This is a genomic window from Streptomyces sp. NPDC055400 (assembly GCF_053644375.1).
On sequence record NZ_JBSHLM010000011.1, the window covers coordinates 273,664 to 296,101 of the forward strand.

Consider the following 22,438-nt stretch of genomic DNA (forward strand, 5'->3'; position numbering starts at 1 on the left):
TGTGTCTCCGATCGTTCAGTTGCCGGCCCGCGTGGCGCCGCGGTCCGCCAGGGTGCGGGCGATCACGCCCAGGGCCTCGGGCCGGGCAAGACCGGCGTGGTCGGTGTCCAGGTGGTGCTCCTCGACCCGGCCTGTGACGTAGGGCCGCCAGCTGTCCGGGGTGAGCGCCGGGTCGGTGCGTCCGACGGTGGCCCCGAAGAAGACGAGGTCGCCGGCGAACGGCTGCGGACGGAAGTCCGTGATGAGCCGCGTGTTGTTGAGGAAGACCGTGACCATGCGGCCCACGGACGCGTCGTCGAGGTTGGCCAGTGCGCTGCCGCTCTCGCCGAGGCGCTCCAGGACGGCGGCCCGCTCCAGGGGCGCGTCGCCGAAGGTCTCGGCGCGGTCGATGCCGGCGGCGTTGAGCAGGATCGCGAGGACCTGTTCCTCGCCGACCTCGTGCTCGGTGCCGTCGTAGGCGTCGGGATAGCCGTCGAGGACGGCGAGCAGCGTCACTTCGGCGCCCTCCGCCTGGAGCCGGGTGGCGACGGCGTGGGCGACCAGGCCGCCGAAGGACCAGCCGAGGATCTCGTACGGGCCCTCGGGCACCGTCTTGCGGATCTGCTCCGCGTAGTCGCGGGCCATGGCGTCGATGTCGGCGGGCAGCGGCTCCTCGTGGCTCAGGCCGCGCGCCTGGAGCGCGTACAGGGGCTGGTCACGGTCGATGTGCCGCAGGAGCCCGGAGTAGATCCAGCCGAAGCCGCCGGCCGGGTGGACACAGAACAGCGGGGTGCCACTGCCCGTGGCGCGCAGCGGGAGCACCACGCCGAACGGGTCGTGCGGGGCCGGTGAGCCGCCGTCGATGCGGGCGGCGAGCGCGGCGACGGTGGGCGCCTCGAAGAGGGTGCGGACGCCGACCTCGGTGCCGAGCTGGGCCCTGATGCGGCCGACGAGCCGGGTGGCCAGCATGGAGTGCCCGCCGAGTTCGAAGAAGTTGTCGTCGATGCCGACCCGCTCGGCGTCGAGGACCTCCGCGAACAGGCCGCACAGCAGTTCCTCGCGCGGCCCGCGCGGCAGTCGTCCGGCGCTGCCGCCCCACTCGGGCTCCGGCAGCGCCGCTCGGTCGAGCTTGCCGTTGGGGGTCACCGGCAGGGCGGTCATCGGCACGAACGCGGCCGGGACCATGTAGTCGGGCAGCAACTGCTCCAGTTCGGCGCGCAGTTCCCCGGGGCGGACGTCCTGGCCGACGACGTAGGCGACCAGCACCTTGTCCGCGCCGCGCGGGCGGGCGACGACGACGGCACGGGTGACGCCCGGGTGGGCGGCGAGCGCGGTTTCGATCTCGCCGGGTTCGATGCGGAAGCCGCGGACCTTCACCTGCTGGTCGGCGCGCCCGAGGAACTCCAGGGCCCCGTCGGCATTGCGCCGGGCGATGTCGCCGGTGCGGTACATCCGGCCGCCCGCGTCGTCGAAGAGCTCCGCGTAGGGGTCGGCCGTGAAGCGCTCGGCGGTACGGGCCGTCTGGGCCAGGTAGCCGCGGGCGAGGCCGGCGCCCGCGATGTAGAGCTCGCCGGGGACGCCGGGCGGTACCGGCCGCAGCTTCTCGTCGAGGACGTAGGCGCGGGTCTCGTCCAGGGGGCGGCCGATCGGCACGGCGGCGGGCACCTGCCCGGCCTCGGTGAACCGGTGCCAGGTGCAGCCGAGGGTGATCTCGGTAGGCCCGTACAGGGCCTTGACCGTGGTGCCGGGGCAGGCCTGGAGGACCCGGCGGACGGCGGTGGGAGGGACCACGTCGCCGCCGGTCCACACGTCCTTGACGCCCGCGAAGACCTCGGGGGCCTCGTCGGCGACGGCGCCGAGCAGGCCTGCGGTCAGCAGCAGCGAGGTGACGCCCTGTCCGGGCAGGACGCGGCGCAGCATGGTGGCGTCGACGTCCCCGCGGGGGGCGACGACGATGCGGCCGCCCGCGATCAGCGGACTCCACAGCTCGTAGGTGGAGATGTCGAAGGCGTACGGGGAGTGCATGAGGACCCGCGACGCGGCGGTGGTCTCCCAGCAGCGGTCCACGGCGAGCGCGAGGGCGTCGCGGTGGGTGATGCCGATGCCCTTGGGCAGGCCGGTGGAGCCGGAGGTGTACATGATGTACGCCAACTGGTCCGGCAGCACGGTGACTTCGGGGACCGTGGTCGGCTCCCCCGTGAGCGGCCCGTCGTCCACGGCGAGGGTCCGGGTGCCCAGGCGGGCGGCGGTCTCCTCGTGGAAGGCGTCGGTGAGCAGCAGCGCCGCGCCGGTGTCCGTGAGGACGTGACGCATCCGGTCCTCGGGATAGCCGGTGTGCAGCGGCACGTACACGCCGCCCGCCTTGAGGACGGCGAGCGTGCTGACGACGAGGTGCGCGGAGCGTTCCTGGAGGACGGCGACCGGTGTCTCGGCCCTGACGCCCTCGGCGATGAGGCGGTGCGCCAACTGGTTGGACTGTGCGTCGAGTTGGGCGTAGGTGAGCGGGGTGGCGCCGGGTCCGGTGACGGCGATCGCGTGCGGGGTGCGGGCGGCGCGTTCGGCGACGCGCTGCGGGAGCGAGGCGTCGGCGGCCGCCCGGCCGGGGCGGTGCGCCGTGTCGTTCCAGCCGGTCAGCACCAGGTTCCGCTCGCCGGCGCCCAGGATCGGCACGTCGGTGACGGTGGCGTCGGGGTCGGCGGCGACGTACCGCAGGAAGGCCACGAGGCGGTCCGTGAGGGCCTGCGCGGTGGCCGCGTCGAACAGGTCGGTGCTGTATTCGAGGACGGCGTCGATCCCGAGGGGTTCACCGCTCGCGCCGTGCCGTTCTGCCAGGTTGAACGTCAGGTCGAACTTGGCGGCGCCGAGAGCGACGACCTCGGGCCGTGCGGTGAGCCCGGGCAGTTCGAGAACGGCCTCGGGAGTGTTCTGGAGGGCGAGCAGCACCTGGAAGAGCGGGTGGCGTGCCAGGGAGCGCCCGGGACTCAGCTCCTCGACGAGTTTGTCGAACGGCACGTCCTGGTTGGCGTAGGCGGCCAGGTCGGACTCCCGTACCCGGTCCAGGAGCTGACGGAAGGTGGGGTCGCCGGAGGTGTCGGTGCGCAGGACGAGCGTGTTGACGAAGAAGCCGACGAGATCGTCGAGCGCGTCGTCGGTACGGCCCGCGACGGGGCTGCCGAGCGGGATGTCGGTGCCCGCGCCGTGCCGGGTCAGGACCGCGGACAGCGCGGCCTGCAGCACCATGAACAGGCTGCCGCCGCTGGAGCGGGCGAGCGCGAGGAGCTGCCGGTGCAGACCGGCGTCGAGGGTACGGAAGACCGCCTCGCCGCGGTGCGCGGGAACGGCCGGGCGGGGCCGCGCGGCGGGAAGTTGCAGTTCGTCGGGCAGCCCGGCCAGGGCCTCCTTCCAGTACGCGCTCTGCCGGGCGATCGTGCTCGCCGGGTCGGACGCGTCGCCGAGCACCTCGCGCTGCCACAGCGTGTAGTCGGCGTACTGGACCGGCAGCGGCGCGAACTCGGGGGCGCGGCCCTTTGTGCGGGCCTCGTAGGCGGTGACCAGGTCGCGGGTGAGCGGGGCGAGGGACCAGCCGTCACCCGCGATGTGGTGCAGCAGGAGCAGCAGGACGTGCTCCTGCTCGTCGAGGCGGAACAGGACCGCCTTGAGCGGGAGGTCGGACGTGAGGTCGAAGGAGTGCCGTGCCGCCGCGGCCAGGTCGGCGGCCAGGTCGTCCTCGGTGGTGTCGCGCCGGTGCAGGGCGGGGCGTGCGTCGGCCGGGGCGAGGATGTGCTGGCGGGGGCTGCCGTCCCGGCCCTCGGGGAAGACGGTGCGCAGCGTCTCGTGCCGGGCGCTCACGTCGGCGAGGGCCGCGGTGAGCGCCTCGGCGTCGAGGGTTCCGGTCAGGCGCAGGCCCACGGGCATGTTGTAGCCGGGGTCGTCGCCGGTGAGGCGGCCGAGGAACCACAGGCGGCGCTGGGCGGGCGAGAGCGGCAGCTCGGCCGGCCGTTGCCTGGGGCGCAGTGCGGGGCGGCTGCCGCGCCCGGCGGCGTCGACGGCCTCACCGAGCAGGGCCACGGTGGGGCCCTCGAACAGGTCGCGCAGCGAGACCTCGGCGCCCAGGACCGTCCGGATGCGGCTGAGCAGCCGGGTCGCGAGGAGCGAGTGCCCCCCGAGGTCGAAGAAGTTGTCGTCGACGGAGATCCGCCCGGTGCCGAGGACTTCGGCGAACAGGCCGCAAAGGATCTCCTCGCGCGGGCTGCGCGGGGCGCGGCCCGCCGCGTCGGGGGCGTCCGGCGCCGGCAGCGCGGCCCGGTCGAGCTTGCCGTTCGGGGTGAGCGGCAGCGCGTCGAGGACGGTGTACGCGGAGGGGACCATGAAGTCCGGGAGCCGTGCGGCCAGGTGGGCCCGTACGCCGCCGACATCGGCGCCCTCGCGGGTGACGACGTAGGCCACGAGCCGGTCGCCGTGCGGCAGGGCCGCTGCCTGGACGATGTGCGGGTGCGCGGTGAGCGCCGCCTCGACCTCACCGGGCTCGACGCGGAAGCCGCGGATCTTGACCTGGTGGTCGATACGCCCCGCGAACTCCAGCTGTCCGTCCGCGTTCCAGCGGCCGAGGTCACCGGTGCGGTACATACGGGTGCCTTCGGCGCCGTACGGGTCGGCGACGAAGCGGGCGGCGGTCAGGGCGGGCTGTCCCAGATAGCCACGGGCGACGCCCGCGCCGGCGAGGTACAGCTCGCCGGTGACGCCCGGCGGCACGGGGCGCAGCGCGCTGTCGAGGACGTACACCCGGTCGTGGTCGACGGGGCGTCCGATCGGTACGGACTGCGGCCAGTGGGCGGGGTCGGCGGGCAGGGTGTGGGTGGTGACGGCGTGGGTCTCGGCGGGGCCGTACACGTTGTGCAGGCGCCGCCGCGGAACCGCGTACGCGAAGTCACGCATCCGCTCGCTCGGGGTGAGCGCCTCGCCGCCCTGGAGGATGTCCGTGAGGTGGGGCAGGGTGCGGCCCGCTTCGGCAGCGGCCTCGGCGACCGCCTCGACGACCAGGTTCGGCGCGAACAGCTCGGACACGTGGTGCTCGTCGAGCCAGCCGGCGAGCAGCTCGGCGCTGTGGCGGACCTCGTCGGACGGCACGAGGAGCGTCTTGCCCATGACGAGCGGGGAGAGGATCTCCTGGACGGAGAAGTCGAAGCCGATCGCGGTGAACTGGGCGGTGCGCACGCCCTGCCCGCCGGGGAAGCGGCGGGCGTGCCAGGTCAGCAGGTTGACCAGGGCGCTGCCCGGCATGACGACGGCCTTGGGGGTGCCGGTGGAGCCGGAGGTGTAGATGACGTACGCCGGGTGCTGGGGCAGCAGCGGGGTGGTCCGTTCGGCGTCGGTGAGGTCCGTGTCCGGGTAGGCGGACAGGTCCTGCGGCACCGAGTCGAGCACGATCGCGGGACGGGCGTCGTCGATCATGAAGGCGATGCGTTCGGCGGGGTAGGACACGTCGACGGGCAGGTACGCCGCGCCGGTCTTGAGGACGGCGGCCATCGCCACGTACAGGTCCGGGCAGCGCGGCATCCGCAGCGCGACGATCCGCTCGGGCCCGGCGCCCAGCTCCACGAGGCGGCGTGCCAGCCGGTTGGCCCGGGCGTTGAACTGGGCGTACGTCAGCGACTCAGTGCCGTGCACCAGTGCCAGAGCATCCGGCGTACGCGCCACTTGGCGTTCGAGAAGGTGGGGTACGCGCGCATCGGTGTCGCTCTCCGTTCCATCGGTGTTGTTCCACTCGTCCAGGACCCGGCGGCGTTCGGCGGGGTGCAGCAGTTCGACGCTGCCGATGGTGGTGTCGGGGTCGTCGGCGACGGCGTCGAGGAGGCGTTCGAGCCGGGTGACGAGCGCCTCGGCGGTGGCCCGCTCGAACAGGTCCGTGCTGTATTCCAGGGCGGCCTGGATGCCGCCGGGACCGCCGTCCCCCGCGCGCAGTTCGACCATGCTCAGGTGCAGGTCGAACTTGGCGACGCCGACGCCGACCGGCAGTGCCTCGGCCTCGAGGCCGGGCAGCGCGAGGCGGGCCTCGCCGCTGTTCTGGAAGGCCAGCATGACCTGGAACAGGGGGTGGCGGGCGAGGGAGCGCTGCGGGCGCAGCCGCTCCACGAGCTTCTCGAACGGCACGTCCTGGTTGGCGTACGCGGCGAGGTCGGACTCCCGTACGCGGTCCAGGAGCTGGCGGAAGGTGGGGTCGCCGGAGGTGTCGGTGCGCAGGACGAGCGTGTTGACGAAGAAGCCGACGAGATCGTCGAGCGCGTCGTCGGTGCGGCCCGCGATGGGGCTGCCTACGGGGATGTCGGTGCCCGCGCCGTGCCGGGTGAGCAGCGCCGCGAACGCGGCCTGCAGCACCATGAACAGGCTCGCGCGGCTGGTGCCGGCGAGCGCGGCCAGGCGCTGGTGCAGTTCGGGTGTGATCCGGAACGGCACGGTGTCACCGCGGTGGGTGGCGACGGCGGGCCGGGGCCGGTCGGTGGGCAGCTCCAGTTCCTCGGCGATGCCCTCGAGCCGGTCGGTCCAGTAGGCGAGCTGGTGTGCGTAGCGGCTGTCGGGGTCGTGCTCGTCACCGAGCAGTTCGCGCTGCCACAGCGTGTAGTCGGCGTACTGGACCGGCAGCGGCGCGAACTCGGGGGCGCGGCCGGCGCGGCGCGCGGCGTAGGCCTCGGTCAGGTCGCGGGCGAGCGGCGGCCAGGACCAGCCGTCTCCCGCGATGTGGTGCATGAGCAGCAGCAGGACGTGCTCCTGCTCGCCGAGCCGGAACAGGGTGGCGCGCAGCGGGAGTTCACCGGCGAGGTCGAAGCCGCGGCGGGCTGCCGCCGTGAGCTCCGCGCCGAGGCGCTCGGCGGTGGTGGACACGGTCTCGAAGGAGGGCCGCTCGGCGTCCAGGACCTGCTGGCGGGGGACGCCGCCGCGCTCCGGATAGACGGTGCGCAGCGTCTCGTGACGCCGCATCAGGTCGGTGAGGGCGGCGCGCAGGGCGCCCTGGTCGAGGTCGCCGGTGAGCCGCAGGCTCATCGGGATGTTGTAGGTGGCGCTCGGGCCTTCCATGCGGTGCAGGAACCAGAGCCGGTACTGCGCGAAGGACAGCGGCATCTCGTCGGGACGGGTGCGTACGGTCAGGGCCGGGCGCGCGGCGTGCGCGCCGTCGACGCGTTCGGCGAGCGCGGCGACGGTCGGCGCCTGGAACAGGTCGCGGACGGCGAGTTCGGCGCCGAGGACGGTGCGGATGCGGCTGAGCAGCCGCGTCGCGAGGAGCGAGTGGCCGCCCAGGTCGAAGAAGCTGCGGTCGATGCCCACCTTGGGCAGCGCGAGCACCTCGGCGAACAGGGTGGACAGGATCTCCTCGCGGCGGGTGCGCGGGGCCTGCCCGGTGGCTTCGGTGCCCCAGTCCGGGGCGGGCAGCGCGTCCCGGTCGAGCTTGCCGTTGGCCGTCAGCGGCAGCGCGTCGAGCAGCACGTAGGCGGCGGGGGCCATGTGGGCGGGCAGCCGCTCGGCGACGAGGTCGCGCAGTTCGCCGGTGAGGCGGGAGTCCTCGTGGCCGCGGGCGGGATCGTTGGCGAGCGGGCGGTCGCCGCCGCGCGGGGTGTAGGCGGGGCCGTCGCCCGCGTACACGTCGAAGGTGTCGTCCTGCGCGCCCCAGGTGCACACGGCGCCGAGGCCGCGCACCGCGTCGGGGTCGAGGGCCCCGTCGGGCACCGGTCCGTCGAGGAGGCCGGCGGCCTCGGCGGCCCCGCCGCCGGTGAGCGCGGCGAGCGCCGCGCCTTCGCGCACGAGCCGGGCGTTGGGGATGCCGGTGACGCGCACGGGGCGCTCGCGCAGTGCCTCGGCGAGGCCCTCGAGGGTGCTCACGTCGGCGTTCCAGCGCAGGGTCCGCTCCGGCGCCGTGGCTGCCGTGGGCCCGGCGGGGCGGCACAGGGTGACGTCGTAGCGGTGGCGGCTCATCTCGTTGTGGTGGGCGGCGTCGCGCAGGGTGACGTCCGCCGAGGCGAGCAGCGGCTCCCGCGCGGCGAGGTCCGTGAAGAAGTCCGGGTCGAGGAGGAGTTCCTTCTCGGTGACCAGGGACTGCTCGACGGCGCGGCGCACCGCCGACGGGTCGGCGAAGGCGCCCGCGCGGCGCAGTTCGACGGCCGTGCGGAAGGTGCGCAGGGTCCGCAGATTACGGATGTCGCCGAGGAAGACGGTGCCGCCCGGGGCGAGCAGTCGCGCGGCCGCGCCAAGGACGTCGGCGAGGTAGCCGGCGTTCGGGAAGTACTGGACCACCGAGTTGACGACGACGGTGTCGAACCGGCCCTCGGGCAGCCCCTCCGTCTCGTGCGCGGCCCGGGCGCGGACGGTGACCTTCGCGGACAGTTCGGGCCGGGCGTCCAGGTGGGTCCGCAGCTGGGCGACGACGCTCGTCGACAGGTCCGTGCCCCAGTACTCCTCCACGTGCGGGGCCACCTGCGAGAGGATCAGGCCGGTGCCGCAGCCGATCTCCAGGACGCGGCGCGGGCGCAGCGCGAGGACCCGGTCGACGGTCGCGGCACGCCACTCCCGCATCTCGTCCAGGGGGATCTCCTCGCCGGTGTAGCTGCTGTTCCAGCCGGAGAAGTCCTCGCCGAACGCGCGGCCGGGCTCGGCCTCGTAGAGCTGCTCGTACGTCTCCTGCCACATGCCGACCTGCTCGGTGCCGCGCGCCTCGTCCTCGGTGCCGCCCTGGGTGTCGCGCACCAGGTAGGCGACGAGCCGCTTGTCGCCGCTTTCGGCGGGGCCGTCCTCGCGGGCGACGACGGCGGCCGTGGCGACGGACGGGTGCGCGGTGAGCGCCGCCTCGACCTCGCCGGGCTCGATGCGGAAGCCGCGGATCTTGAGCTGCTGGTCGGCGCGGCCGGCGAACTCGAGCTGCCCGTCGGTCCGCAGCCGCGCGAGGTCGCCGGTGCGGTACATGCGGGCGCCGGTCTCACCGAACAGGAGCGCGTACGGGTCGGGGACGAACCGTTCGGCGGTCAGTTCCCGGCGGCCCAGATAGCCGCGGGCGAGGCCGGCACCGGCGACGTACATCTCGCCGGTGACGCCGGGCGGCACGGGCCGCAGCCGCTCGTCGAGGACATACACGCGCGCGCCGTCGACGGGCCGGCCGATCGGCGGGACGACGGACCCGGCCAGCGGTGCGCTCATGGTGGCGCACACGGTCGTCTCGGTGAGCCCGTACGCGTTGACCATGCGGCGGCCGGGGGCGAACCGCTCGCTCTGGTCGGCGGCCGTGGTGTCGCCCGCGACGATCAGGTCCGTGCCGGGCGGCAGCGCGCCGTCGGGCAGGGCGGGAAGAGCGCTCGGCGGGAGGGCGATCAGCGTGACGCCCTGCTCGCGTACGAGCGTGGCGAGGCCGGGCCCCGGCAGGAGCTCGTCCGGCGTGGCGACGACCAGACCGGCCCCGGTGAGCAGGGCGCAGGTGAGCTCCCACAGGGCCGCGTCGAAGCTGATCGAGGCGAAGTTGAGAACGCGGCTGTGCGGGCCGAGACCGAAGGCGGCGGCCTGCGCGGGGAGCGTCGCCGCGGCGGCGCGGTGCGGCACCACGACGCCCTTGGGCAGGCCGGTGGAGCCGGAGGTGTAGATGACGTACGCCGGGTGCTGGGGCAGCAGCGGGGTGAGGCGGTCGGCATCGGTGAGGGCCGTGTCCGGGTACTCGGTCAGGTCCTGCGGGAGCGATTCGAGGACCAGCGCCGGGCGGGCGTCGGCGCGCATGTGCGCGATGCGGTCGGCCGGGTAGTCCGGGTCCATGGGGAGATAGGCGGCGCCGGACTTCCACACGGCGAGCACTGCGGTGAACAGGTCGAGGGAGCGGGGCATCTGGAGGGCGACGATGCGCTCCGGCCCCGCGCCCTGTGCGACGAGGTGGCGGGCGAGCCGGTTGGCGCGGGCGTCGGCCTGCCCGTACGTGAGCGACCGGGCCCCCATGACCAGCGCGGTGGCGTCGGGGGTGCGGGCGGCCTGTTCCTCGAAGAGCGCGGTGAGGGTGGTCTCCGTCCTGTCGGGCGCGTCGGCGGGGAGGTTGAAGTCGACGAGCACGTGGTGGCGCTCGGCGGGGCCGAGCAGGTCGACGGAGCCGATGGTGCGCTGCGGGTCGTCGGCGACGGCGTCGAGGAAGCGCACCAGCCGCTCGCCGAGGGCCTCCACGGTGGCGCGCTCGAAGAGTTCGGTGCTGAACTCCCAGTCGCCGCGGATGCCGGCGCGGACGCCGTCGGCGGTGTGCTCCTCGACGACGGCGAGGCCGAGGTCGAACTTGGCGAAGCCGACGCGGACGGGCTCGGCGGCGACCTCCAGGCCGGGCAGGGCGAGATCGGCGGCGGGCATGGACTGCAGGGCGAGGACGACCTGGAAGAGCGGGTTGCGCGCGAGGGTGCGCTCCGGGTTGACCTCCTCGACGAGCTTCTCGAACGGCAGGTCCTGGTGCGTGTACGCGGCGAGGTCGAACTGCCGCACACGTTTGACCAGTTCGGCGAACGACGGGTCGCCGGAGGTGTCGGTGCGCAGGACGAGCGTGTTGACGAAGAAGCCGACGAGATCGTCGAGCGCGTCGTCGGTACGGCCCGCGATGGGGCTGCCGACGGGGATGTCGGTGCCCGCGCCGTGCCGGGTGAGCAGCGCGGCGAACGCGGCCTGCAGCACCATGAACAGGCTGCTGTCCGAGGCCTTGGCGAGCGCGGTCAGCTTCTCGTGGAGCCCGGCGGCGATGCGGAACGGCACGGTCTCGCCCCGGTGGCTCGCGACGACGGGCCTCGCGTGGTCGGTGGGCAGCTCCAGATGTGCGGGAGCTCCCTTCAGCGCCTCGCGCCAGTGGGCCAGTTGAGCACCGTGCAGCGACCCGTCGTCGTCCGCGTCACCGAGCAGTTCGCGCTGCCACAGCGTGTAGTCGGCGTACTGGACCGGCAGCGGCGCGAAGTCGGGGGCGCGCCCGGCACACCGCGCGGCGTAGGCGCGGCCGAGGTCACGGGCGAGCGGGGCCAGGGACCAGCCGTCGCCCGCGATGTGATGCAGCAGCAGGAACAGCACGTGCTCGCGCTCACCGAGCTCGAACAGCGTGGCGCGCAGGGGGAGTTCGCGGGTGAGGTCATAGGGCTGCGCGGCGGCCCCGGAGAGCCGCTCGGCGAGTGTGGCCTCCTCGGCGGGTACGACGTCCAGGGCGGGGGCGGCCTCATTGGGCGGCAGGATGTGCTGGTAGGGCTCGCCCTCGTGGCTCGGGTAGACGGTGCGCAGTGTCTCGTGGCGGGTGGTCAGGTCGGCGAGGGCGGCGCGCAGCGCGGCCCGGTCCACGTCGCCGCGCAGCCGCAGCGTCAGCGGGATGTTGTAGGTGCTGTTGGGGCCGTCGAGGCGGCCCAGGAACCACAGCCGGCGCTGGGCGTGCGACAGCGGCAGCCGCTCGGGGCGCTCCGCCGGGGCCAGGGCGGGCCGGGCCCCCGACGCCTGGTCGAGACGCCCGCCCAGGCCCGCGACGGTCGGCGCGTCGAACAGGTCGCGCAGGGAGACCTCGGTGCCGAGGACGGTGCGGATGCGGCTGATCAGCCGGGTGGCGAGCAGCGAGTGCCCGCCCAGGTCGAAGAAGTTGTCGTCGATACCGACCTGCGGGATCTTGAGCACGGCCGCGAAGAGGGTGCACAGGATCTCCTCGCGGGGCGAGCGCGGCCCGCGCCGGACCGTGGTCACCTGGGGTGCGGGCAGTGCGGCCCGGTCGAGCTTGCCGTTGGGGGTGAGCGGCAGCTCGGGCAGCGTGACGATCGCGGCGGGCACCATGAACTCCGGCAGTGAGCGGGCGAGTTCGGTGCGCAGGGCCGTCGCGTCGAGGAGGCTGCCGGGGCCGTTCGCCGGAACGACGTAGGCGACCAGACGCTTGTCACTGCTTCCGGCGCCGCCTTCCTCGCGGGCGAGTACCGCGGCGCGGGCGACGGCCGGGAGCGCGGTGAGCGCGGACTCGATCTCGCCGGGCTCGATGCGAAAGCCGCGGATCTTGACCTGGTGATCGGCGCGGCCCGCGAACTCCAGCTGTCCGTCCGCGTTCCAGCGGCCGAGGTCACCGGTGCGGTACATACGGGTGCCTTCGGCGCCGTACGGGTCGGCGACGAACCGCTCGGCGGTCAGCACGGGCCGGTTCAGATAGCCCCGCGAGACGCCCGCGCCTGCCAGGTACAGCTCGCCGACGGCGCCGGGCGCCACCGGGCGCAGCGCGCTGTCGAGGACATAGACGCGGGCCCCCGGGACCGGGCGGCCGATCGGGGCGGGCTCGGTCCAGGCCGCCGGGTCCTCGGGCAGGGCGGTGCCGGTCATCACATGGGTCTCGGCGGGCCCGTAGTGGTTGTGCAGCCGCCGCCCCGGCACGGCGGCGGCGAAGTCGCGCACGGCGGGGCCGAGCGCCAGGGCCTCGCCCGCCTGGGCGATGTGGCGCAGGGCGGGCAGGGTGCGGCCCGCTTCGGCGGCGGCCTCGGCGACGGCCTCGATGACGAGGCTGGGCGCGTACAGCTCGGCGACGTCGTGCTCGTCGAGCCACGCGGTGAACTGCTCCGCGCTGCGCCGCACGTCCTCGGCCGGGACGGCGAGCGTCTTGCCGTGCAGCAGCGTGGCGAGGATCTCCTGGGCAGCCACGTCGAAGCCGATGGTGGTGAACTGCGCGACGACGGTGCCCTCTTCGCCGGGTATCTCCCGCTGGTGCCAGGTGAGCAGGTTGACCAGGGCGCTGCCCGGCATGACGACGGCCTTGGGGGTGCCCGTGGAGCCGGAGGTGTAGATGACGTACGCCGGGTGGTGCGGCAGCAGCGGCGTGATCCGTTCGGCGTCGGTGAGGTCCGTGTCCGCGTAGGCGAGCAGGTCCTGGCCGCTCTCCTCGCCGGTGAGGACCACGGCGGGCCGGGCGTCGTCCATCATGAAGGCGATGCGCTCGGCCGGGTAGGCGACGTCCACCGGGAGGTATGCGGCGCCGGTCTTGAGGACGGCGAGCAGCGCCACGTACAGGTCGAGGGAGCGCGGCAGCCGCAGCGCGACGGTCTGCTCGGGGCCCGCGCCCTGCTCGACGAGGCGGCGCGCCATCCGGTTGGCGCGCGCGTTCAGCTCGGCGTACGTCAGCGACTCGTCGCCCACGACCAGGGCGGTGAGGCCGGGGGTGCGGGCGGCCTGCTCCTCGAACAGTGCCGTCAGGGTGCGCTCGGGTGCCGCGGCACCGCTCGCGTTGAACTCCTCGACGACCAGGCGGCGTTCGTCTCCGGACAGCAGGTCGAAGCGGCCCACGTGCAGGTCGGCGCCGTGCTCGGCGATGTCGGACAGCAGCGCGTCGAGCCGCCCGAGCAGCCTGCGCGCGCCCGCCTCGTCCACCACGTCGCCCCGGTGATCGAGGCGGAAGCGGATGGTGTCGCCGGGGATGGCGAGCAGGCTCAGCGGGTAGTGGGTGGCGTCGCCGACCTCGAAGCCCGCGAGGCGCAGACCCCGGGACTCGGCGCGCAGGACGGCCGGGTCGAGGGGATAGTTCTCGAACACCACGACGGTGTCGAAGAGTTCACCGGTGCCGGCCGCCGCCTGTACCTCGGTGAGGGACAGGTGCCGGTGCTCGATCAGAGCGGCCTGCTCCTGCTGGACGCGGCCGAGGAGCTCGCCGAGGGTCTCGGACGGGCGGAGGCGGACGCGGACCGGCAGGGTGTTGATGAACATGCCGATCGTCGACTCGATGCCGGGTATCTCCGGCGGGCGGTGAGCGACGGTCGCGCCGAACACGACGTCGTCGCGGCCCAGTTCACGGCCGAGCAGCAGCGCCCAGGCCCCCTGCACCAGCGTGTTGGGGGTGATGTTGCGGGAGCGGGCGAGCGCCGTGAGCCGCGTGGTGGTCGCGGCGTCGATCTCGTGCCAGATCTGGCCGGGCAGGGCGGACCCGCCGGCCGCGCCCCGGCCGGCTCCGGCGCCCGCGACCAGGCTCGGACCCTCGAGGCCCGCGAAGGCGGCGCGCCACGCGGCGCGCGCCGCGTCGTCGTCGCGCCCGGCGAGCCAGCCCAGGTAGGCGCGGTAGGGGGTGACGGGCGGCAGGCCCGCGTCATCGCCGCACTGCCCGTACAGCGTGAACAGTTCGCGTACGAGCAGCGGCATCGACCAGCCGTCGAGGAGCAGGTGGTGCGTGGTGAGGACCAGCTTGTGGTGCTCGGGGCCGAGGGCGAGCAGCCCGAAGCGGATCAGCGGCGGTGCGCCCGGGTCGAAGCGCTCGGCGCGGTCCTCGGCGACGTACTGCGCGACGGCGCGCTCGCGCTCCTCGTCGCCCAGCCCGGTGAGGTCACGGGTCCGCCAGGGCAGCGGCACCTCGTGGGGCACGAACTGGACGGGCCGTTCGACGTTCTGCTGCCAGAAGCCCGCGCGCAGGTTGGGGTGGCGGCGCAGCAGGGTGCGGGCGGCCGCCGACAGGTCGTCCTCGTCGAGCGGGCCGCGCAGCTCGAAGACCATCTGGACGGTGTAGACGTCCGTGCCCTCGGCCTCGGCGCCGTAGGTGACCTGGAAGAGGAGACCTTCCTGGAGCGGGGACAGGGGCAGGACGTCGGCGAGTCCGGACTGCGTCATCGGGCTACCTTCCAGGCGGCTTCGAGCTGGTCGATCTGGTCCTGGCTGAGCGAGACCAGGGACAGGTCGGAGGGAGTGATGCCGCCCGCGTCGGGACGTTCGGCATGGGTGACGAGGGCCTTGAGGGCGCGGAACCAGGTCTCGCCGAGGTCGCGCACGGCGGCCTCGTCGAGGAGCCGGCCCGCCCAGGTCCACACGGCCTGCAGCCGGGGGCCCGAACTCCCGTCACGGGTGAGGGCGTTGACCTCGACCGCGTGCGCCAGGGGCAGACCGGCGTCGGTGCCGTCGCCGATCGCGTCGGCGTCGGGGGCGGCGGTCCACAGACCGCCTTCCTCACCGAGGAACCGGCCCAGGTAGTTGAACCCGAGGTCGGGTGTGCCGTGCGGGGCGAGCGCGGCGAGGCTGCGGCCGGTGCGGGCGTCGAGGTGGCGGAGCAGGCCGTGGCCGATGCCGCCGTCGGGGATCTCGCGCAGCTGCTCCTTGATCCGCTTGACGGCCTGCCCGGCGGCGGGGCCGCCCGCGAGGGCGTCGGCGCGGTCGAGGGCGCCGGGGGCCAGCCGTACGGGGTACATGCTGGTGAACCAGCCGACGGTGCGGGAGAGTTCGGCGCCGCTGGTGCCGGGCTCGCGGCCGTGGCCTTCGAGGTCGATGAGGACGGCGTCCGCGTCACCGAGGCCCCGGCGGCGGCGCCAGTCGGCGACGGCGAGTGCGAACGCGGTGAGCAGGACGTCGTCGACGCGCCCGTTGAACGCGGCGGTGACGGTGGTGAGCAGCGCGGAGGTGGTCGCGCCGTCCAGGTCGATGCTCAGGCTGCGGGCGGTGGCGGCGGTGTCCCGCCCGGGGTCGAGCGGCTGCGCGGTCACGGGCACGGAGCCTGCGGCCAGCGTCCCTGTCCACAGGGCGAGTTCGGCCGTCCGTTCGGGCCGCGCGGCCTCTTCGGCGAGGTAGCGCGCCCAGGCACGGAAGGGCGTGCCGACGGGCGGCAGGGTCCCGGTGACGCCCGGCTCCGTGGCCTCCCAGGCCGCCTTCAGGTCGGGCAGCAGGATGCGCCAGGAGACGCCGTCGACGACCAGGTGGTGGAGGGTCAGCAGGAGCCGGCCGGGCCGGTCCGGGCCCGCGTCCAGCCAGACGGCCCGGCCGTTGCGCCCGGCGAACGGGTCGAGGCGGTCCCGGGCGGCCGCGGCTTCCTCGGCCACCAGGGCGCGCAGCGCAGCGTCGTCGAGTCCGGCGGCGTCCACGCGGCGTACCCAGTCCTCGGCGTGTGCGCCGCCGGGGGCGTCGATCCGCATCGACCAGGTGCCGCCGTCGGCGCCGTCGCGTGTGAACACCGCGCGCAGCACGTCGTGGTGGTCGATGAGGGTGCGCAGCGCGGCGACGAGCCGGGCCTCGTCGAGCTCCGCGGGGACCGCGATCACCATCGACTGGCTGAACGCCTCGACGGGGCCGCCGCGTTCGCGCAGCCAGTGCATGATCGGGGTGAGCGGGACATCGCCCGTCGCCGCCGACGCGAGGGCTCCCTGCCCGGGTGGGGCGGGTTCCTCTGCGAGGGTCTCGGCGACGGCGGCGAGCGCGGCGACCGTCTTGTGCTCGAAGACCTGCGTTGCGGTCAGCGAGAGCCCTGCGCGCCGGGCCTTGCCGACGAGCTGGATGACCATGATGCTGTCGCCGCCGCGGTCGAAGAAGCTGTCGTCGATCGAGACGCCGCCGGCGCCGAGCACCTCGGCGAACAGGACCGCGAGCAGTTCCTCGCGCGGGGTTCGCGGGGCGCGTCCGGCCGGTTCGCCGGCGCCGAAGTCGGGGGCGGGCAGGGCCCGCCGGTCGAGTTTGCCGTTGGCGGTGAGCGGCAGCGCGTCCAGGCCCACGAACGCGGCGGGCACCATGTAGTCGGGCAGTGCCGCGGCGACGTGCGCGCGCAGCACGGCGGTGTCGACGTCGGCGCCGGGCGCGGCGACGACGTAGGCGACGAGCCGCTTGGTGTTGCTGGTGGCGGATCCGTCCTCGCGGACGAGGACGGCGCACTGGGCGACGCGCGGGTGGGCGCCGAGCACGGACTCGATCTCGCCGAGCTCGATCCGGAAGCCGCGCACCTTGACCTGGTGGTCGGCGCGGCCGAGGAACTCCAGGATGCCGTCGGGGCGGCGGCGCACCAGGTCGCCGGTGCGGTACATGCGGGCGCCCGGCGCGTCCGTGAACGGGTCGGCGACGAACCGCTCCGAGGTGGCGTCGGGCCGCTTGAGGTAGCCGCGGGCGAGCCGGGCGCCGCCGATGTACAGCTCGCCGCTCACGCCGGGCGGTACGGGGCGCAGCAGGTCGTCGAGGACGTGGCAGGTGGTGTTGTCGAGGGGGGTGCCGATGGGGACGGTGCTTTCCTGCTCCCAGGGGGCCCGCATGAAGTGGTGGGTGGCGAAGGTGGTGGCCTCGGTGGGTCCGTAGCCGTCGACGACCATCGTCGTGGGGGACGCCGCGAGCACCCGGCTGACGGCGGCCGGGGAGACGACGTCGCCGCCGGTCCACACCTCGCGTACGCCGGTGAAGCAGCCCGGGGACTCCTCGGCGAGCAGGTTGAACAGGCCGGAGGTGAGCCACATGCCGGTGACCTCGCCGTCCACGATCGCGCGTTCCAGGGTCCGGGTGTCCAGGTCCCCGGGGGGCGCGACGACGACGGCGCCGCCGGACAGCAGGGGCACCCACAGCTCGTACTGGGAGGTGTCGAAGGAGTACGGGGAGTGGAGCAGCACGCGCTCCTGGTTGCCGGTGCGCCAGCAGTGGTCGGCGGCGAGGACGCCGACGTCGCCGTGCGTGATGGCGACGCCCTTGGGGTTGCCGGTGGAGCCCGACGTGTACATCACGTAGGCGAGCTGGTGCGGGTGGGCGGGGACGACGGGCAGCGCGTCGCCCTCGTCCGGGAGCGCGTCGACCACGAGTACCTCGGCGTCGCCCGCCCAGGAGGCGCAGGCGTGTTCGGCGTCGGTGACACGGTCGGTGAGCAGGACGCGCGCGCCGACGTCGCCGGTGATCAGGCTCATCCGGGAGGCCGGGTAGCGGGTGTTGAGCGGTACGTAGAAACCGCCGGCGCGCAGCACCGCGAGCAGGGACACGACCAGGTCGGCCGAGCGCTGCTGCAGGACGGCGACGGCCGACTCGCGGCCGATGCCGGACGCGGCGAGCCGCCGCGCGAGCCGCCCGGACCTCAGGTCGAGCTCGGCGTAGGTGAGTTCGGTGCCGTCGTCGCCGACCACGGCGACGGCGTCGGGGGTGCGGGCGGCCTGCGCGGCGAACTGCTCGGCGAGCCCGGTGGCCGGGACGGGCCTCGCGGTGTCGTTGAAGTGGGCGAGCAGGGCGCTCTCGGTGGCGTCGAGGAGCTCGTGGGCGCCGACGGGCGTGTCAGGGGCGGCGACGGCCGCGTCGAGCAGGGCGAGGAAGCGGCGTACGACGGTCTCCGCGGTGGCCCGGTCGTACAGCGCGGCGTCGTACTCGAGATCGCCGTCGATTCCCGCGAACTCCCCCGCGCCGGTGCGGTGCTCGACCACGTTGAAGGTGAGGTCGAACTTGGCGACGCCGAAGTCGACCGGCTCGCGCCGGACCTCGACGCCCTTCAGCTCGGCGGGGGCCTCGAAGTCCTGGTAGGAGAGGACCACTTGGAACAGCGGATGGCGGGCGGCCGAGCGTTCGGGCTGGAGCCGCTCCACGACGCGGTCGAAGGGCACGTCCTGGTGGGCGTACGCGGCCAGGGCGGCGGTGCGGACGCGGGCGAGCAGTTCGGTGAAGGAGGGGTCGCCCGAGGTGTCGGTGCGCAGCACGACGGGGTTGACGAAGAAGCCCACGAGGGCGTCGAGGGCGCTGTCGGGGCGTGAGGCGGTGGGGCAGCCGAGGGAGATGTCGGTGCCCGCGCCCAGGCGGCTGAGCAGCGCGGTCAGCGTGGCCTGGAGCACCATGTGGCAGGTGGATCCGTGGGTGCGGGCGAACGCGTCGATGCGGGCGTGCAGGGCGGGTGCGATGTCGAGGGGGACGGAGCCGCCGCGGTGCCGGGCGACCGGCGGGCGGGGCCGGTCGGCGAGCAGTGCCAGCTCGTCGGGCGCTCCGGCCAGGGTCCGCTCCCAGTAGGCGAGCTGGCGTCCGGCGAGGCTGCCCGGGTCCCGCTCGTCGCCGAGCAGGTCGCGCTGCCACAGGGCGAAGTCGGCGTAGCTGACCGGCAGCGGCGGGAAGTCGGGCGCGTGCCCGGCGAGCCGGGACGCGTACGCGGTGGACAGGTCGCCGAGCAGGGGACGCAGCGACCAGCCGTCGCCGGCCACGTGGTGCATCAGCAGCAGCAGTACGTTGTCCCCGTCGGGCAGCGTGAACAGGTAGGCCCGGATGGGGAGTTGGCAGTCGAGGTTGAACGGGGTGCGGGCCGCGGCGGTGAGCTCCTCCGGGAGCCTGTCGGGCTCGATCCGGGACTCGATGACCCAGGGCCTGGCCTCCTCGGGCGGCAGCAGCCGCGGGGCGGCGCCGCGCTCCCCGCGGGGGTAGACCGTACGCAGGCTCTCGTGGCGGGTGACCAGGTCGTGCAGGGCTTCGCGCAGGGCGATCCGGTTGAGGGCGCCCGTGATCCGCAGGGCGATCGGCATGTTGTAGGTGGGCGCGGCCCCCTCCACCTCGCGCAGGACCCACATGCGGTGCTGGGCGTACGACATGGGGGGCTCGTCACCGTGCGCCGCGGGGCGCAGCGGGGGCCGGGCGGCCCTGGCTGCCCCGGCCACGCGCGCGGCGAGGCCGGCCGGTGTCGGCGCCTCGAAGAGGTCCTGGATGGTGATCTCGGCGCCGAGCGCCTCGCGCACGGCGCCGATGAGCCGCCCGGCGAGCAGGGAGTGGCCGCCGAGGGTGAAGAAGTCGCTGTCGCCGCCGACCCGGGCGCGCTCGCCGACGCCGAGGACGTCGGCGAAGATCCCGCGCAGTGCCTCCTCCTCGGGTCCCGCGGCGGGCGCGGCGGCCTCGCGGGGCTCGTCGGGCGCGGCGGGCGCGGGCAGCACGGCCCGGTCGAGTTTGCCGTTGGCGGTCAGCGGCAGCGCGTCGAGCGGGGTGAAGGAGGCGGGCACGCAGTGTGCGGGCAGCGTCGCGGCGAGCAGGCGGCGCCAGTCGGCGGGGTCGGGGGTGTGTCCGGTGGCGGGCACCGCGTAGGCGGCGAGCCGCTTGTCGCCCGGCCGGTCCTCCCGGACCACGACCGCGGCCTCGGCGACACCGGGGTGCGCGACGAGCGCGGACTCGATCTCGCCGAGTTCGATGCGGAACCCGCGGATCTTCACCTGGTGGTCGCCGCGGCCCAGATAGTCGAAGGTGCCGTCGTCCAGGAGCCGCACCAGGTCACCGGTGCGGTACATGCGGGTGCCGGGCGGGCCGTAGGGGTCGGCGACGAAACGGTCGGCGGTGAGGTCGGGGCGGCCCAGGTAGCCGCGGGCGAGGCCGGGGCCGGCCACGTACAACTCGCCGGTGAATCCGGCGGGAACGGGGCGCAGCGCGGAGTCGAGGACGCGGGTGCGCAGGTCGGTGAGGGGGCCGCCGACGAAGGACCGGGCGCCGGGCACGGCGTGTTCCGGGCCGAGGGGGGCGCAGGTGACGTGCACGGTCGTCTCGGTGATGCCGTACATGTTGACCAGCCGGGCCGCGTCGGCGCCGCGCCGCGCGTACCAGTTCGCCAGCCGCGCGGGCTCCAGTGCCTCGCCGCCGAACACCACGTGGCGCAGGGCGAGTCCGGGGGCGTCGGCGCCGCGTTCACGGTCGGCGGTGTCGAGCTGGTGGAAGGCGGTGGGGGTCTGGCTGAGGACGGTGACCCGTTCGCGGGCGAGCAGGTCGAGGAAGCGGTCGGGCGAGCGGCTGACCGTGTACGGCACGACGACGAGACGGCCCCCGTGCAGCAGCGCGCCCCAGATCTCCCAGACGGAGAAGTCGAAGGCGTAGGAGTGGAACAGGGTCCACACGTCGTCGGCGCCGAAGTCGAACCAGCGGCCGGTGGCACAGAACAGCCGCAGCACGTTGGCGTGCGGGATCACGACGCCCTTGGGCCGGCCGGTCGAGCCGGAGGTGTAGATGACGTACGCGGGGTGCGAGGCGTCCGTCCGGATCCCCGGGTCGGTGTCCGGGTAGGCACTCAGGTCCTGGCGCATCGCCTCGGGGTCGAGCACGAGGACGGGCCGCGCGTCCTCGAGCATCCAGGTGCGCCGGTCCGCGGGGTAGTCGGGGTCGAGCGGCAGGTAGGCGGCGCCGGACTTCAGGACGGCGAGCAGCGCGACGACCAGGTCGGGGGAGCGTGGCAGGCTGAGGGCGACGAGCCGCTCGGGTCCGGCGCCGGCCGCGACGAGGCGGTGGGCCAGGCGGTTGGCGCGGGCGTCGAGTTCGGCGTACGTGAGGTGGTCGCCCTCGTGGCTGACGGCGACCGCGTCGGGGGTGGCGGCGGCGCGGGCCGCGAACAGTGCGTGCAGGGTGCCGGTGGCGGCCGCCTCCTGCGGTGCGCCGTCGGCCGGCGTCTGTCCGGCGTGCAGACGGGCCAGGGGCGTGCCGGGGTCCGCGGCGGCGAGGGCGCGCAGGAAGCGGGTGAAGCGCTCCAGGTGCGCGGCGGTCTCCGCCTCGCCGTACAGGTCCGGGTTGGCCTCGACATCGATGCGCAGCCCGGTGCCGCCCGGCTCCTCGTACACGGAGAACTTCAGGTCGTCGACGGGTCCCGTGGACACCGGGTGCACGGAGGCGGCCGCCTCGCCGAAGTCCAGGGCCCGCTGATAGGGCATCACGTTGACGACGGGCCCGTAGCCGCGCTCACCGACCAGACCGAGCTCGCGGCGCGCCTCCTCGTACGGGTAGCGCTGGTGCCGCAGCACGGGGACGAGTGCGTCACGGACGTCCGCGACCAGCTCGGCGAGCGGGGCGGCGGGGCGCGGTGCGACGTACAGCGGGAGGACATTGGCGACCATGCCGGGGGTGCGGCGGGCGGCGGCGGTGAGGCGCGCGGTGACCGGCATTCCCAGGGTGATGCCCGGCTCTCCTGTCAGCCACTGGACGTACGCGGCGACAGCGGCCGGCGCGACGACCGGCCAGCCGGTCCCGGCTGCGGCGGCGACGGCGGTGAGACCCGCCAGCACGTCACGGCCCAGGAAGGCGGTGTGCCGCCGGGCGTGCGGCGCGGCGGGCGCGGTGGACCCGGCGAGAGTGACGGGAGCGCGGCGCGGGGCGGCGAGCCAGTGTGCACGGTCCCGGTCGTGGGCGGGCGAGTCGCGCCACGCGGCCTCGGCGTCGGTCAACTCGCCGGCGGAGCAGTCGAGTTCGGCGGCGGCACCGGTGTAGGCGCGGGCGACGCGTTCGGCGACGAGCCGGAACCCGTAGCCGTCGATGAGCAGGTGGTGGACGTGGCTGAACCAGCGGTGGGACCTCTCCCCCAGCGTGAACAGCGCCTGGGTGAACAGGGGCCCGCCGCCGGCGGTGTCGAGGGGGCGCGCGATGACGTCCCGCATCCAGGCGTCGGCGGCGGCCGCCGGGTCGGGCGAGGCGCTGACGTCGATCCGGTGGACGGTGAAGGAGGGGTCCGCGTCGACGCTCTGTGTGACGGTCCCGTCGGCTTCGGTGTGGAAGCGCCGCCGCAGTGCGTCGGTGCGGGCGATGACGTCGCGCAGCGCCCTCTCGAAGCGGTCCGCGTCGAGCGGGCCGGTGAGTTCGACGTACTCGCCGGTGTTGTAGACGGGGCTGTGCGGGTCCCGGGCCTGGGCGAACCAGATGCCGAGCTGGGCCGCCGTCAGTGGCAGACGCGTGCCGTCAGGAACGGGAACAGACACTCTTCCCCCAAAGTCCGGGCCGTCCGCTGCTGGTCGGCGCAGTACCGGTTCAGCCTCACGCGGCGGGTTGACGGCAC

At 74.5% G+C, this 22,438-nt stretch carries 2 protein-coding genes; both read right to left on the reverse strand.

The window, feature by feature from the left end; translation table 11 throughout:
* Window positions 1-15: 15 nt before the first annotated feature.
* Entirely contained in the window at window positions 16-14,565 is a 14,550-nt protein-coding gene (locus ACWIGU_RS28395; protein ID WP_454404531.1) for an amino acid adenylation domain-containing protein, read from the reverse strand.
* Entirely contained in the window at window positions 14,562-22,361 is a 7,800-nt protein-coding gene (locus ACWIGU_RS28400) for an amino acid adenylation domain-containing protein (protein WP_454404532.1), read from the reverse strand. The genes ACWIGU_RS28395 and ACWIGU_RS28400 overlap by 4 nt, the downstream gene beginning before the upstream one ends.
* Between the last annotated feature and the right edge of the window lie 77 nt (window positions 22,362-22,438).